General features: G+C 43.2%; 12 protein-coding genes and 1 pseudogene. 3 read left to right on the forward strand and 10 right to left on the reverse strand.

What is annotated here, in order from left to right; translation table 11 throughout:
* The first annotated feature begins 18 nt into the window (after nucleotides 1-18).
* Both ACYCS5_RS14400 and ACYCS5_RS14405 read left to right on the forward strand, forming a co-directional pair.
* A pseudogene (locus ACYCS5_RS14400) lies at nucleotides 19-314 on the forward strand (hypothetical protein).
* A 317-nt stretch (nucleotides 315-631) separates the two neighbouring features.
* Nucleotides 632-2,053 carry an MDR family MFS transporter gene (locus ACYCS5_RS14405; protein WP_459761254.1) on the forward strand — a complete coding sequence of 474 codons (1,422 nt, stop codon included), beginning with the start codon at nucleotides 632-634 and terminating at the stop codon, nucleotides 2,051-2,053.
* A gap of 135 nt (nucleotides 2,054-2,188) precedes the next feature.
* Here the strand turns inward: ACYCS5_RS14405 and ACYCS5_RS14410 are convergent, their stop codons facing one another.
* The 3 genes from ACYCS5_RS14410 to ACYCS5_RS14420 all read right to left on the reverse strand — a co-directional run bounded on the left by ACYCS5_RS14410 (nucleotide 2,189) and on the right by ACYCS5_RS14420 (nucleotide 5,153).
* Nucleotides 2,189-2,791, reverse strand: a complete 603-nt coding sequence (locus tag ACYCS5_RS14410; RefSeq protein ID WP_459761255.1) for a class I SAM-dependent methyltransferase — start codon at nucleotides 2,789-2,791, stop codon at nucleotides 2,189-2,191.
* A 215-nt stretch (nucleotides 2,792-3,006) separates the two neighbouring features.
* Entirely contained in the window at nucleotides 3,007-3,540 is a 534-nt protein-coding gene (locus tag ACYCS5_RS14415) for a YceI family protein (RefSeq protein WP_459761256.1), read from the reverse strand.
* Between the two features lie 278 nt (nucleotides 3,541-3,818).
* On the reverse strand, nucleotides 3,819-5,153 hold the full coding sequence (locus tag ACYCS5_RS14420) for an SMI1/KNR4 family protein (protein WP_342425473.1): 1,335 nt from the start codon (nucleotides 5,151-5,153) through the stop codon (nucleotides 3,819-3,821).
* A 158-nt stretch (nucleotides 5,154-5,311) separates the two neighbouring features.
* Between ACYCS5_RS14420 and ACYCS5_RS14425 the strand changes: the two genes are divergently transcribed.
* Complete coding sequence (locus ACYCS5_RS14425; RefSeq protein WP_165145499.1) at nucleotides 5,312-5,692, forward strand: hypothetical protein; 381 nt, start codon at nucleotides 5,312-5,314, stop codon at nucleotides 5,690-5,692.
* Between the two features lie 67 nt (nucleotides 5,693-5,759).
* On the opposite strand, the gene ACYCS5_RS14430 is transcribed toward ACYCS5_RS14425, so the two are convergent.
* From ACYCS5_RS14430 to ACYCS5_RS14460, 7 genes are all read right to left on the reverse strand, one after another.
* On the reverse strand, nucleotides 5,760-6,287 hold the full coding sequence (locus tag ACYCS5_RS14430) for a hypothetical protein (RefSeq protein WP_165145496.1): 528 nt from the start codon (nucleotides 6,285-6,287) through the stop codon (nucleotides 5,760-5,762).
* Nucleotides 6,288-6,429: 142 nt separating this feature from the next.
* Complete coding sequence (locus ACYCS5_RS14435) at nucleotides 6,430-7,071, reverse strand: hypothetical protein (RefSeq protein WP_165145493.1); 642 nt, start codon at nucleotides 7,069-7,071, stop codon at nucleotides 6,430-6,432.
* Nucleotides 7,072-7,103: 32 nt separating this feature from the next.
* A complete protein-coding gene (locus tag ACYCS5_RS14440) occupies nucleotides 7,104-7,664 on the reverse strand; it encodes a DUF4303 domain-containing protein (RefSeq protein ID WP_459761257.1) in 561 nt (186 codons plus the stop codon).
* 105 nt (nucleotides 7,665-7,769) lie between these two features.
* On the reverse strand, nucleotides 7,770-9,734 hold the full coding sequence (locus tag ACYCS5_RS14445; protein ID WP_459761258.1) for a GTP-binding protein: 1,965 nt from the start codon (nucleotides 9,732-9,734) through the stop codon (nucleotides 7,770-7,772).
* 369 nt (nucleotides 9,735-10,103) lie between these two features.
* Entirely contained in the window at nucleotides 10,104-11,063 is a 960-nt protein-coding gene (locus tag ACYCS5_RS14450; RefSeq protein ID WP_459761259.1) for a hypothetical protein, read from the reverse strand.
* Between the two features lie 22 nt (nucleotides 11,064-11,085).
* Nucleotides 11,086-11,415, reverse strand: coding sequence for a hypothetical protein (locus tag ACYCS5_RS14455; RefSeq protein ID WP_459761260.1), 330 nt, complete (start codon nucleotides 11,413-11,415; stop codon nucleotides 11,086-11,088).
* Nucleotides 11,416-11,964: 549 nt separating this feature from the next.
* On the reverse strand, nucleotides 11,965-15,048 hold the full coding sequence (locus ACYCS5_RS14460; protein WP_459761261.1) for a type I restriction endonuclease subunit R, EcoR124 family: 3,084 nt from the start codon (nucleotides 15,046-15,048) through the stop codon (nucleotides 11,965-11,967).
* Between the last annotated feature and the right edge of the window lie 14 nt (nucleotides 15,049-15,062).

A 15,062-nucleotide genomic window follows, 5' to 3' on the forward strand; every position in this document is an offset into this window, starting at 1 on the left:
CTTATCCCTTGACATTTTATGGAGAATACTATATATATTCAAAGCCAATACGAAAGACAGGAAGGGAGGATCTGCACGCACAGAGTGATCAAAATCAAATTTACGCTCTTTTACGGTGAAGTTCCTGAAGCAAAATTTATGGGTACTTGGAGTTGAATCAGGATGGCAATATGATCGCGCTCTACAATAGGTACGGTGAGGAAATAGACATGTATGGCGGACATGAATTTGTTAGGGTAAGGACACTTGGCAAATTTGATGACCAAGACCGTGATAATTTTTATTCTTTGTTAGAAAGTGATGGTGTAGGATAATCTGCACGATAGGCTGACGATTCCAGTGCCAAGGCACTACGAAAAGTCAGCCTTTTTGATTTTATTTGCCTTATAGAGTTGACCGGCACGTTATCATAATCCCCTAACCTCATCTTGTCAAGAAATAATGCGCGAATGAGCGACACCGTGGTGGAGCCCCCCTTATGCTTTCGAAATATGAATGAATTTCCGAGTATGATGGGCAATTTCACTTTTTCCAATTAATCCCACTTCACGTAAAATGATCTTCAAGGCGTTGCGGGTTAAGCGATATACAAACAATGGACGGAACGTAATGAACAATCGGGAGGTAGAAGATGGACAATCAGGATCAAGATGCAAGAGGAATGAAGAGAGGGGCAATATTAACCGCTCTACTCATCGGTACATTTGTCGCGTTTCTTAACGAAAATTTACTTACCCATGCGTTTCCTGCGTTGATGAGAGAATTTAGCGTTGCTGCTTCGACCATACAATGGTTATCGACGGGATATATGCTCGTGATCGGCGTACTGGTGCCGGTGACCGCATTACTACAGCAATGGTTCACGACTCGCCAGATGTTTATGTCTGCGATGGCGTTATTTTTGGCCGGTACCTGCTTGTGTGCAGTATCCCCGGGATTCGGAATCTTGCTGATGGGCAGGGTTGTTCAGGCTTGCGGGACAGGATTATTGATCCCGTCGATGATGAATACGATTCTCGCTCTCTATCCTCCAGAACGTCGGGGTGCCGCCATGGGTCTCATGGGGCTGGTCATCATGGTCGCCCCTGTCATCGGGCCGGCTTTGTCTGGCTTAATTATCGATACCTTTCAATGGCGATGGCTGTTCTACATGGTGATTCCTGTCGCACTGTTTTCGATGATTTATGCATTCGTGTACTTAAAGAACGTGACAGAACTGACCAAGCCAAGGGTCGATCTTGTATCCATTGTGATGTCAACCGTCGGTTTCGGCTGCGTCACCTATGGCTTCAGCCAAACAAGTGTCTCTCTTGAGCCAGAAGGTTACGGATCGATTGCAATAGGTAGCCTTTTCTTGCTCTTGCTTGTATGGCGCCAGCTTAAGATCAAAGAGCCGTTGATCAATCTTTCCGTATTCCGGCATTCCACTTTTTCTCTGGTTGCGGTATTGATTGTAATTCTGACGATGGTTCTATTCGCCACAACAACATTGCTGCCGTTCTATATGCAGGATGTGATGAAGTTGACAGCATTCGCGACAGGCTTACTTCTAATGCCGGGTAGCATTTTGAACGGAATGCTGATGCCGGTATCGGGGAAATTACTCGATAAATTCGGGCCGAGACTCGTCATTGTGCCCGCGCTATTCCTGATCGCCATATCGTTGTGGCTGTTTACCGGCATCGACAGTGATACAACACAAGGCTCCGTTCTGTTCAATCATATCCTCTTATTCTTAGGCATGTCATTCGTCGTCATGCCGGCTCAGACGACAGGATTGAATCAACTTCCACGTCACCTGGTTCCTCATGGCACAGCCATATATAATACGCTCCAACAGATTGCAGGGGGAATTGGCATCGCATTGTTCGTCGGCATCATGTCGTCTGGAGCCAATCGTTATCTTCACCATTCGCTCAATCCCACTGTGATGCATGAGAAGACACAAAGCATGGTTTCCGGTCTACAAACGGTTTTTTGGATTGAATTTATTCTGGCAATACTTATTCTGGCGCTGGGTTGGTTTATAAAAAAGCCACCTGAACATAATTAATTCATTACTAGGCACAGATTGAATCATAAGTTTAAAACCGTACAAGAAGCATGGGCTGTCTCATAAGGGGCGGCCTTTTATTTCGTTGTACCTTAGAACCGCTAACTATAAGGAGAGCTGATTTCTGCCTAAAGTTTATTTTCGAGAATCAAGGATAAACATAGATGCATCTTGTCCCATGAATATTTTACTTCCGTTAAAAAAAGTTTTGGACTGAATATCTCTATATCCTATTTTAGTCATAATGTCAGTCAGCTCTTCTTGATGAAATCCGTTATGAACTATATCTGAAACTACCTTTTCATTTTTATTAAAATCTACGATTAGTAAATGTCCTCCTTCATTTAGAACATCAAATAGCCTTGATAAAACGATTTCAACATCATGAATATGGAGTAGAACCTGAGCCATAAAAATATAGTCCGCATGTAAATCCGTTAGACCTTCCTTTTCAAAGTCAAAACATAATGTATCTGCATTCTGAATGTGAAGATCAGTAATTTTTTGCTTTATTTGATTAATCATGTTTTGTGAAGTATCCAGAAAAAGCATAGAATTAAAATCGTTTAACAAGCTCAGTCCGACAAGACCCGTTCCACACCCAAAATCAATAGCATTCTTACTATTAGCGTCAACTACATACTCACGAATGGCATCAGATGATGCCTTTGCAATTTGAATTCTTTCAGAAGTGTCATATACATTAGCTATCATTTCAAACTTATCCGTATTTCCCATGATTACCTCCCCAATCCGCCTTAATAAAAAACACAACAATATAGAATGATATTCTATCGAAGCATTAGCATTTAGTCCACATTCTAATTCATGCTTATGGAAAACAAAACTGTTTTGCTTCAAAATTTCCGCCCTTATTTGTGATACGGTTCACCGCCCTACCTGTAACGGCAAGTTTAAAGACCACCCCGCTAAAAGGATGGCCTTTAGGACTGCTATTCTATTCTAATTGCCTCGATATAAAGCTCGATTCTCACTTCATTTCCGACGATAACCCCGCCTTTTTCCAGAGGCGAGTTGAATGTCAAGCCAAATTCATTGCGGTCAATACTGGCTGTTGAATGAAATCCTACACGTTCCCGGCCACGAGGGTCTTTGTTTAGTCCTTCAAAAAAGGTATGAAAAGTGATGGGTTTGGTTACTCCATGCAGAGTTAGATTGCCCGTAAGTTCATATTGCCTTTCGCCAGCAAGGACGCAGCTGGTGCTTTGAAACGTAATGGTTGGATACTTGGCTGCATGAAGGAAGTCGTCACTCTTCAGGTGTTCATCTCGTTGCGATTGGCGAGTTGTAATACTATTTGCATCTATGGAAGCCTGAATGCCCATGGTTTTTAAATTGTTGGGGTCAAAACTCAAGATCGCTTGGAAATGCTCGAATACTCCTTTAATTCTACTAATCATTAAATGCGTCACCGAAAACTCGACGGAGCTGTGGTCCGGGTCCACTTCCCACTTGATATTGCTCATGAATAAATTCCACCTCTATGATAAGATTTGAGAAAGGTCGCCCTATCTCCAAAACACTGCGATATTCGCATACCCCTAATATACAAAAACGCTACTGACAACGGGATGTCAGTAGCGTTTCAGCATTTTTTGGCTTCCTCGTAAATCCGATTTCGGAATGTTCAGGCTCCGCCGCGTCATAATTAAATCGAAGGTGATCTCGCAGGTGCCGATCATCTGAGGGTGATACTCTAAACCTTATTGGTTTACATTTTATAGATAATTAATGCACACCTTCTTCACGATTCGTCTTTGTCGAAATAATCATCGGGCAAATGCAGTTCTCGCAAACAACCGATAAATTTTTCTCTGAAATTCGGATTGCTTTTGTATTTCGGCCATACCTCCTTATAATAAGACAGCAGCTTCTCATGTGGAATAATGCCCCAGTATAAAATCAAGTTATTCAGAACCTGCGGGCCGCCCCCCATCAACATCTGTTCAATGATCTGCCAGCTTCCCAGCTTGTTTTCGCAACTGCGCGCGGCATAGATGGCAGTGGTATGCATTTTCGGGTCGGCGTGACACAAGAAAGGTGCAAAGTTCTGGAGCGTAATCGCACCGTACTCTTCCAAGATATACCCTGCATAACGCAACGTTTCCGGGTCGTGAATCCGGTCAAGCCTTTGCAAGATCACTGGAATAAACTCCGTTAAATCCTCAGTTTTACTGGTAGCGTGCAGAATCTGTAAAGCTTGCAGAAAATCCCCGTGTTCATCCGATTGCAACAGCCCCAGAAGATATTTTCTACCCGTGTCAAAAGAAGTTTGGCAGATGAGCCAAATGGCTGTGGTCCGATTTTTGGGGCTTTGCTCCGCAATTTTTTTCAAAAAAGCAAGGGTTAGCTGAGAGACTTTCTTAAACTTGAACATTCCATCAAGCGCTTTGGCTTGGATTTCTTCGTTTGGAGCGCTCTGATAAATCTGGATCAGCGCATTCTCATCACCCGGCATTCGACTGCCAAACCACCCGATATCATAATCCAGAATAATTTCATCCAGCCAGCGCTCGTACCAGTCCAGAAAGCTGTCTTCATAGACAAAGAAAAAAGGATGATCAGGATGAAAATCGGAGGTGTACACAATTCTCCCCCTATATTTCCCCTCAAGTACGAGATACATGTCGTATTCGCAGCCTTGGGTGCCTATGCACAACATGCCGCCCAACACCTTATTACAGGTGTCGTCGTATTCCTCATCGGGAATGTCCTCGTCCTTGGTCAGGGGCTCAATTAGACGGTTCCATTCCTCTTTGGTCATCCCGGGGTACAGAACGGATTTTGCAAGGAGCGCTTGGCACTCGGTGTAGGAAGTTGCCTTTCCAATTGAATATATTCCATAATAAGGTCCGGCGCCTCCATTGCCGATGTTCGTTAAAAACAGCGCATAAGGCTCAGGAAGTGTGACCTGATTGTGGGCTTGCCAGTCCGCCAGCTCTTTTGCTGTAAGCTTCTCTTTAACCCTGTATTGATGTGAGGATGATCCAAACACTGAGAAATCCGCGTCTTTGCGCATAGCTTGGCTCAGTTTGTTTTTTATTCGATCCATTTGCGTTTCTTTCTTGCCAAACCACATATTTGAACCCTCCTGTTGACCATAGCCAGGTTTCCTTTGTTTGCTTATCCAGCAATTTTATTATTTTTTCTATGGGACGTACCTCTTTAAAGTGTTATGTATCTAGAGACTCATCAAACGCAGCTCATTTTAAACAACATATCGTGAGGGAGAAAATAATGAAAAGCCAATTAAGAAATATTACGGTCGACGGTTATGCCTTCGTTTATTGGTACTCAGGCGGGTCTCGCTTCATCCTAAACCTATCTCCGAAAGAGAATAAAAACATCAAAATCACGCTCATCTTTCAGGCGAATCCTCCTGAAGAAGAGCCTCATACTTTTTGGTCCTTTTATGACATTTCAGCCCAAAATAATGAAATAGAAACTGTCATCCATCTAGGTAAACCCAAACATATTGCTGAAATCATCTCTTTCTTGATGGCAAAACGACAAGAACTTTGGGTCCAGGGGAAGCCTCACGTTCTGGATCATGCCTGGGATTTACTAAAGGAAATGGGCTATTCCGAGTTAAAACCGATTTGGATTAGACAGTGGTAGTGATAATGGTTTGTGGACTAGCCCCCTTTGACCACTCAAAGGGAGCTTACAGTTCACAGATATACGATTATTCGTTATCCGGCGTGGCCGGACTGGCCGGGGGCATCAAGCCTTTAACGGCGCCGAGAAACGGGCGAATGGACTTGATCATGCCGTAGCCCATCTTCACGACCGGGACAAATTTCTGGATCATGCCGAACAGCCGCAAGCCGCCGCCGAGCATACCGCCAAGCCCTCCTGCGCCTGCAGTGGAGCCGCCAAGGCCGCCTAACAGCGAGCCCATCATCGGCAGGAATGCCGACACCTTGGCGTCCGGCTTGCGGGAGCGCGAACGGCCAGACGGTTTACGTGCGCCGCTTTTCCGGTTGCCGAGACGGACGCCCGGGGCATGCGAACTGGCTCTGCGTTTGAGAGATTGGGAATTTTGCCTCCCGGAAGAAGCGCGTGGAGGAGCCCCAGCACTGGCAAGTATCAACCCGCCGCGATTAACGTCGGTGATGTAGCCGACGTAGGTCTCTCCGCTGTGCAGGGTGACACAGACCGGACGGCCTTGAAATTTCTTAGCCCGTGCACGCATCTCCTTCGATTGTGCCATGGAAGTTCACCTCGCTCACTGATTATAATTCAGTTTACGCCAGGGGCGGGTTGCCTGCTTGTGCGAATAGGACATACGCACGCCAAAAATCGTTTGGCGGGCTCACCGCCGTTCAAGTCCGCCCAACGGTCCCCACGCTAAATCAAGAGAATTGCCAAAAACCTGCTACTGGATGTTGTATCTCATTCGTCCCCACTTTGGCGAAAACATATAGTGATCCAAAACCAAAAGGATAATTGTAATCCTCTTGAAGCAACGTTTCGGGGTAGCCATCTTCATCTACCTGAAATAAAAAAGAGAATGACTCCTCCTTCAGCTTCGCAAAATAATAGTCTTCATTTTGAATAAGTCTCGGGTTTCCGCCTACTTTGATCAAAAAAGGCTGATCCATCGACTTTTCGTCATGGCTTAGTTCCCCGTTTGAAATTACATGCTTTATAAGACCCGGGTTAGTAAACATATCTTTGACGCTTTCAGTCGAAATGGGATGCTCAATCACCTTGATCGGGCAATTAGGATACATGTTGTTTTCCAAATACTCCTCATAGTCTTCAGGGATGAAGATCGAAATCATGCTCTCCGGTTTAAAGGGATGGACGAGGCTCAAGTAAAAGACATATTTTTGGTTACCTTCGTGAATGAGGTCTGGTTGATCATCAAAAAACTCGGGTGCATTCCCGCCGATCCAGCCTGCACTATGTTCGTTCGATAGAGGCGATCCCGCATAATAAAGAATACAATCTGTTCTCTCAACTAAAATATTCATTTGATTTTCATTAGGCATTTTACAACTCTCCCTCAAGAAACACGAATACCTTACTCTGCCGCTTCTGCCAGCCATGCTTGCATTGCCGGAGACTCCGCCTGATTCAAACGCAGGGCGATTTCGGTGTTGATCTCATCCGGCGGCATGACCTCGACAAGGACGCATACAGCCTCTCGCGGTTGATTCAAGGCAAACACGCCTTCATCATCGAGCATTTTCATCGCCAGCTCCATGGCCTTCAGCCTCGAATCAAATTCACGATTCCATTCATCAGCTTCAAGCTCCGCAATGGAAGGACGCTCCATAAACAATTGTTTAACGTCATCGAAGTCCTCATCCCTGAAACAACAATAGGGTGAATCGGCATAGGACCATTTGATGAGTTCCGCAATCGTTGACCCCGGCGTGTCACTTTCTTCTCCTTGCCTGGCCGCTTCCCTCTCCAAGGCCTCCCATGACCAGGCGGAGATGCTTGGCGCATGTCCCTCTCCAGTAGTAAATAGCGTGCAGTAATAGTAACGTTCACCATTTTCAAAAAGAGTGCGAAAGGACGTCCTAGCCACATCAGCAATTTCTGCCGCCAGCGCCTGTATTTCATGCATCGGTTCCATGACAATCGCCCCTTAGCCCTATAAAATATATATCTTATTTCCATTATAAAAATTGTTTGTCCTAAATCTACCTTCTTTCTACCTGAATCCTGGAAATATGCGCGATTAAGGTTCTAATTCAAGGTGCATCTTGGCTTCCGCCTCATCCCATGGCACCGAGTAACCCGCCCCCTTGGCGCAAAAGATGGAGGAGGATGTATACAGTGGGTCTGCTCCTTTGCGGTAGCCCATCCGCTCTATGACTTCCTCCGTATTATGGCAGCGGTCGTAGCCGCTGAACACGCAGCGGATACTGCCTCGTCCATGCGTAAAGGATGCAAATTCGGCACTGTAGTTCATGAAAGTCGACACGGGCACCCTGCCCGTGACCACCGCTTGCGTTCCGGTTGTCTGCGGCGGATTAAAAATACCTGAAGCACGCTGAATATCGGACAGTACCCTGCCCATTTCATCAATAGCGACCTTGATTTTGAAATCGTAATAGGGCTCCAGCAGCACGTTGTCCGCCTTCTCCAGTCCCTGCCGTAGTGCTCGAAAGGTAGCCTCACGAAAATCGCCGCCGTGGGTATGTTCTTTATGCGCGCGGCCCCTCAGTAGCGTAATGTTCACGTCGGTGACCGGCATGCCGGTCAGCAGTCCGTGATGCTCCCGTTCATAGAGATGACTCCGAATCAGATTCTGATAGCTGACATTCAGATCATCGGCATGACATCTGCTATCGAACATGATGCCGTTGCCCCTTGCTCCCGGTTCAATAAGCAAATGCACTTCCGCATAATGCCTGAGCGGTTCGAAGTGGCCGTACCCTTTCACAGCCGATTGAATCGTTTCCTTATACAAGATTTCCGGTTGTCCAAAAGAGATAGCAAAGCCAAACCGCTCTCTAACAAGCTGCTCCAGCACTTCCAGTTGAATCAATCCCATGACGCGGATAGAAATCTCCTGCAATTTCTCATCCCAAACGACGTTCAGAGACGGCTCCTCCGCCTCCAGCGTGCGAAAAGTACCGAGCACCTTCTGTACATGTATCGAATTGTCGAATACTACCTTCGATTGTAGCGTCGGTTCCGAATCGTAAGCTAACTTGTCCGATATCGCCCCCAGGCCTTGTCCCGCCTCGGCGGCAGACAAGCCCGCAACCGCAAACAAATCGCCAGCTTCCACTTGTTCCACCGGCTGCGATTTAAGTCCGTTAAACAAGAAAATCCGCGTAATTTTGTCGTCATATTGAACCCCGCCGCTCTCATAACTAAGCTGTTCTCTCACCTTCAGCCGACCACCCAGCGCCTTAATGAATGTGAGTCTCGCTCCGCCTGCATCGTGACGAATTTTATAAACCCGCCCCTGGAACGAAGCATTCTCGTCATAAGTGGTTGTTGTCAGCAGATGCAGCTGGTCCAGAAACTCAACGACGCCTGTATCCTGAAGTGCAGAGCCGTAAGCACAGGGGAAGAGGAGACTCGCCGCTATCATACTCTGCAGGGCCTCCAGCCAGAAGCCGGTATCCTCTCTCCCCTCCAGGAACGCTTCCAGCAAGGCTTCGTCCCGCTCCGCCATGCACTCCCGCAGCGGCTCGCCGACTATGCCGTCAGCGAAGCTCTGTGTAATGCAGCATACATCCCCCGTCAACTGCTGACGGATATCCTCCTCGGTTCTGCCTGCATCCGCGCCGATCCGATCCGTCTTGTTAATAAAGAAGAACGTCGGAATCCGATGCTTGCGCAGCAGCTGCCAGACCGTCTCCGTATGGCCCTGGACACCTTCAACTGCGCTTACAATCAGGATGGCATAATCAATGACCTGAATCGCCCGCTCCATCTCCGGGGAGAAATCGACGTGTCCAGGCGTGTCTATTATGTAATAGCTATCTCCCTTATATTCTATTACCGCCTGATCTGCGAAGACCGTAATACCCCTTGCCCGCTCAATATCGTGGCTGTCCAGAAACGCATCCTGATGATCCACCCGCCCCCGGGACCGGATACTGTTCGTATGGTACAGCAGCTGTTCCGCAAAAGTTGTCTTACCTGCATCCACATGGGCGAACAGGCCAATCGTTAGTCGCTTCATAGAATCCCACTTTCAACGCTTCTTGTTGATCCACTCATTTTATTAAAGCATAGAAATCGGGAGAGTGGGTAGGAGTTGGTCTTGATAGAGGTCCTTTTTTCATAGACAGAAGATAAAAGCAACGAGTTACATTTATACTGAGTGTTTCGGAGAATCATCTCGAATGTAGTCTTACAGGCATCGGATCTACACCATTTAAATCTGCATTAGTAATGTAAAGGAAAGACGGCAGTCAACGAAAAAGTTGAAGACTGCCGCTTTTTATAGTCCTGATAAATTTCGCAATTTCATGTTTCTCGCATTCATGGAAGGATGGATAGTTACTTTTTAGAAAAAAATTGAGCGTGCTAGCCTTCAGCACCCTCTACATTATATTATCTGTACCTCACCAGATATTAATCGCTTAACAATACTGTCATGAATAACTGCCACAAAAGTCTTATAGTTATCTTGATTTACAACGACAGTGCTCTCTGTATGGTTGAATTTCAACTTATCTTTTTCAAGCGACAACAAATTCATTACGCCTTCTATAGTTCTTACGGATTCAAGCGATTCAGCAACATTATACTTAGCGATACGATTTATGCTTCTAGCACTTTGTAAAATATTCGAAGAAACGGCGGCCTGATCTAACCCTTTTACTTTGTACCCTTCACTTCCTATAGTGAATTCTCCAAGAATAAATTTATGTATATTCTCGTTTGCTTTTAGTTTGGTAGCCTCATGTATAAAAAGCATTTTCTCAAATAAAAATGGATTATAAACGTAGAGCTTATCAGTATTGATTTCAAATATAGCTTCAACACTCTCAGGCAACGGAACCCCTTCAGTTATGTCAATCACTGCTGAACTTTTATTTAGACTCGCGTTCCACTCTAATAATTTTCTTTTTCTGACTAATGCCCTAGAATCAATTTTTGAATAAACAAAAAAATTCTCATTATTTCTTTCAATTTCAAAAATATAAAATCGAGGTCTTTCAGAACTAGCATCATAATCTTGCAACTTTTTTCTGAAAGTTATTACATTACTATTAAGTAAGGTTGCATAATTGTCAACAATCTTTGTGTAAAACTCCTCTAAGCCCAATAGCCTTAAACTTTCTGGATTGCTACGATCAGTTTCATAAAAATATGCATCTCCTTCAATTAAGGACTTCGGACTTCGTTCCATTATAGTATTATTACTCTGCAATGAATCTTCTATATTTTGAGACAATAATTTTTTGATAACCTCTCTACCGTCATTATCAATGAGAACCTTATAAAGGTTGTGCAATTTATTGTTTTTCGAAGTCACAATCCAAGTATAAACTACTGTTATCACATCTATATCCCCCATAAAGTATTTAAATGATATAGCCTATAAGATTTGAATTATCCCCAATACGAATGACTGTGACTGATTCAAAGTTTCCTATTATCTCTTCGTTAGAGATAATATAGTTTCCATTATCTAAAATGAACACATTCATATTAAATAAAATAGCCATAATATTGGGAAAAACTGAACTGCTTTTTGTAACCAATAAAAATATTATAAATTGTAGCCCTAGAAAGACAATCATACAGATTGCAATTGAATCTTCTATAAAAATTACAGCTGGTAATATTACACCTAGAAGAAAAGAAACAACATCTCCATTCACTTGAGTTATTTTTACTTCTCTCAGATTCAAGATGAGATGATTCTCTTGTCGCTTTGTCGCTATAAGCAAGAGCCTTTTGACGATCCATATCAAAGTAAATGACACTAATAAAATCACAAAGCTTATCAAAGGGAATTTTATGTCGAACACTTTAAGAATACCAATTTTATACTTAATAAACAATTGCAACGAGAAAAGAAGATATGCAGGCGTCATCGCGGTCAAATAATATAGCAATTTGAAATACAAACTGGTACCAAAGAACACATCGTTTCCCTCCCTTCTCTATTCATTGTTCGCTCATTACATTCAAATATCCATTACGAATCGATGCATATGAGTATATTATATCATGAATTCCAAAAACGGGAACGAATGTTCCTGTTTATTCAGCATCAATGACTGTTACAACGCAATATGCACTAAAGGCACCCATCGGGTGCCTTTAGTATGGATATTTCGTTTTTTGTCCGAAAATTTCTTTTTTCCTAGATGCCTCTAATCGACTCTTATCAACAATACGTTATGTTTTTACTGATTACTCCTTGTTTTAACCTTTACTTCAAAGCTACCATCAGGTTAACTATACTTCTGCTTGATCTCCGCCATCCACTTTGGAAGCTTGGTAGTTAGCGTCATATTATGCCTTAACAAGTTGCCAGCTGTTTGATTAGTTGCCTTACTAAAATCAACACTACTAATAAGCTCATTAATGTAAGGAACAACATCAGGCTGTGAAGTAGAATAGGAATTCACTGATTTGCCAAGTAACTCACTATCTAGTCCCCACTCCAAAGAAAAGTCAACAACCAAATTCTGCAGCTTACTTGCTTTCCAAACCTCAAATGCTTCATCAAAGTTCAGACTGCTCGATAAATTACCCGGCACAAGTTCAGTATCCACAAATTCCTTCAATAACCGTGCTTGCTCGTGTTCCCCCATATTACTCAACTCTTGAATTTGTCCATAAATAATACGGAGTGTTTCACTATCCACTGTTTGTACGCCGTTTGGTGAAGTAACTTTTGAACCAATCAAACTAAGAATATGATTCGCATCGATTACTTGTGTCCCCGCTAACTTAGTTTTTCCAACAAGTGTATTAGTTGGTGTAGGCGGAGGTGGAGCACCTGGCTTCCAAGTTAAGTTTTTATACGCACCAACATATTGCAGCCAAGTGTGCTCATCAATACCAAAAGCTATATCATCCCACTTAAATTCATAGTACTGTCCTACTAAATTTAGCTGCTCAGCGGCATCTTTAAAAGCAAGTACAAATGTTTCTTTTTTCTCCTCATCATGTTCAATTGTTTGCCATTCAGTAGGATCAGGTAAAGTTGGAACCATTTCAATAACTTTTATGGCTAATTTCTTTACAGCAGTTTCATAGGTATCAACAATTGCCTTACTGCTCTTACCACCGCTTCCATATAGCTTTAAAGCTTGATCTACGATTTGCTCGGTAAGCCGTGGATATTGGAAGTTGATAATCGTTCCAAACTCTTTATTTGAGCCAAACACACGATTTGTTCGTGAATAGGCTTGAATCAAACCTTGAAGTTCAAGTGAACGGTCAACATAAAGCGTATTAAGACGCTTAGAGTCATAACCTGTCAACAGTTGGTCTGCCACAATTACGAGGTCTATATTCTTAGGATTTCGTCCGCTGCCGCCTCGAGTGGCACGTTCCACGACATCTTCAAAGTAAGCATCCTCACCGTGTTTTTTATCACCAGCAACAAACTCAATCCCCGTAAATGCAGCGTAATCCTTAAACATAGCTTTGACAATTTCAGGGTCTAGTGGCATAGGATCATTTTCATTACCGAAACTAAACGTCATAGCCACGTTTAATTTTTCTCCACGAGCTACCAGTTGTTTCTTAAATTCATCATAATAAGCAATCACACGGTTTTTATAGGCCACTGTTAAAATAGCATTAAATTCTCTACCTTGTGATTGTGATTCCCAGTTAATCAGAATTTCTTCAACTACACGTGGGATATGCGTTTCATCTTGGTATTTGAACAATTCTCGTTTTTGAGCTTGCTTTTCAAGGTCAGCTTCTGACATTTCTTGAACTTGGCGTTCGATTTCTCTATCCGTCAATTCAGGGTGTTCTTCCTTCATCTTCTCAGCCAGTTGCTCTCTTAAATCTTCATAACTCTTGAACTCTCCAGTGTTGATATAGTCAACGTGAAACCCTAATACGTTTTTATCTGCAATCGCCTCGTCAATGGTATATTGATGTAACTTAGGTCCAAATAGCTTTTCCGTTGTATTGATGACTTCGCTTTTTTCATTGACCTTGCCTTTGATCTTATTTTCATCAAATAAAGGTGTTCCGGTAAAGCCATAGAAAAGTCCATTTTTCTTGAAATAACTCTTAATCGTCCCCATCATCTGACCCATTGTCGTACGATGAGCTTCATCGATGATAAACACGATTTTCTTAACTGCCAAACTATGATCATGAGCTTCTTCCAGGTCCTTAACTAAAGCATTCAGTTTGAATGTTGTCGTGACCACAATGCCATTTTTAGCTGACTTAAGTATCTTTTTTAGCTGGTAGGTATGCTTCGTATCATCAACGGAAACAGACTCGTATGCAGCATATGCTTTAAAGTTTTCACTAGTACGATTGTCTAACTCACGTCTATCAACAAGGAAGACGACCTTATCAAATCCTGCTCTAGTCGATAAGAACAAAGCAGTCTTAAAACTCGTGATCGTTTTCCCTGAGCCAGTCGTATGCCAAACAAATCCGCCGTGAGGAATTTTTTCATCATTGTCCCAACCGAAGGCAGCTCCTTCGACAGATTGTAGGGCATACACTTGATATGGACGCATGAGCATATGACGCCTGTTTTCTTCGTCTTTAGCTTCGTCAATCACCAAGTAATCGCCAACCATTTGATGAGCCATTGGAATCATCAGAAAATGCTCCACTACTTTTTGCCAGTTGTTAATCGGTTTGTTGTCTTTATCCGACCAATGAAACACGAAACTAGGGTTAAAATCTCCTACCGTTTTGGGAGTAGCAAAATATCGAGTGGCAATTTCGGAAGTGATGACCATCATCTGAGAAAAAGCCATGAAGTTATTACTGTATTCGCCGTCACGATAGTAGCGCATAAACTGTCCAAATGCCTCGTCGAGCGTTTTGTCCGTACGTTTTTGCTCGATATTTATTAATGGCAAGCCGTTGATCAGTAAAACAATATCAAAACGGTTATTGTTTGATGTCTGAACTTCTCTAGCAATCTTATAGCATGAGTCCCCACCACGCACTTCGGCTTTCTTAAAAATGGTCAACGTGATTTGTTTTCTCGTAACTTTCGGATTGTCGTCACGGTAAATGCCATCAATCTTTCCTTTTGATTCTTCAATGGCTAAAATTTTTGCTGCCTCGTAGCTGTTGCTAATCCGATTGACTTTTGCCATAACTTGCTTGAACTCGTTATCCGTTAATTCCACACCCTCCAGTTGGTCGACATTGATACGGTTGAGTTCGCCACGCCAGTGATTAACCAAATCAGCAACGGTTACTTTTTGAATATTTCCATTCAAAAAGTCGGGCGCCTTCCATTTATATTTTTTCAGTTCTTTAACAAAATTCTCTTGGAAAGTTTTTTCTGCCGCACTTTTTGGTGCATTGCTCATGCTTACGCTCCCCT

This window comes from Paenibacillus sp. SEL3 (assembly GCF_054602585.1).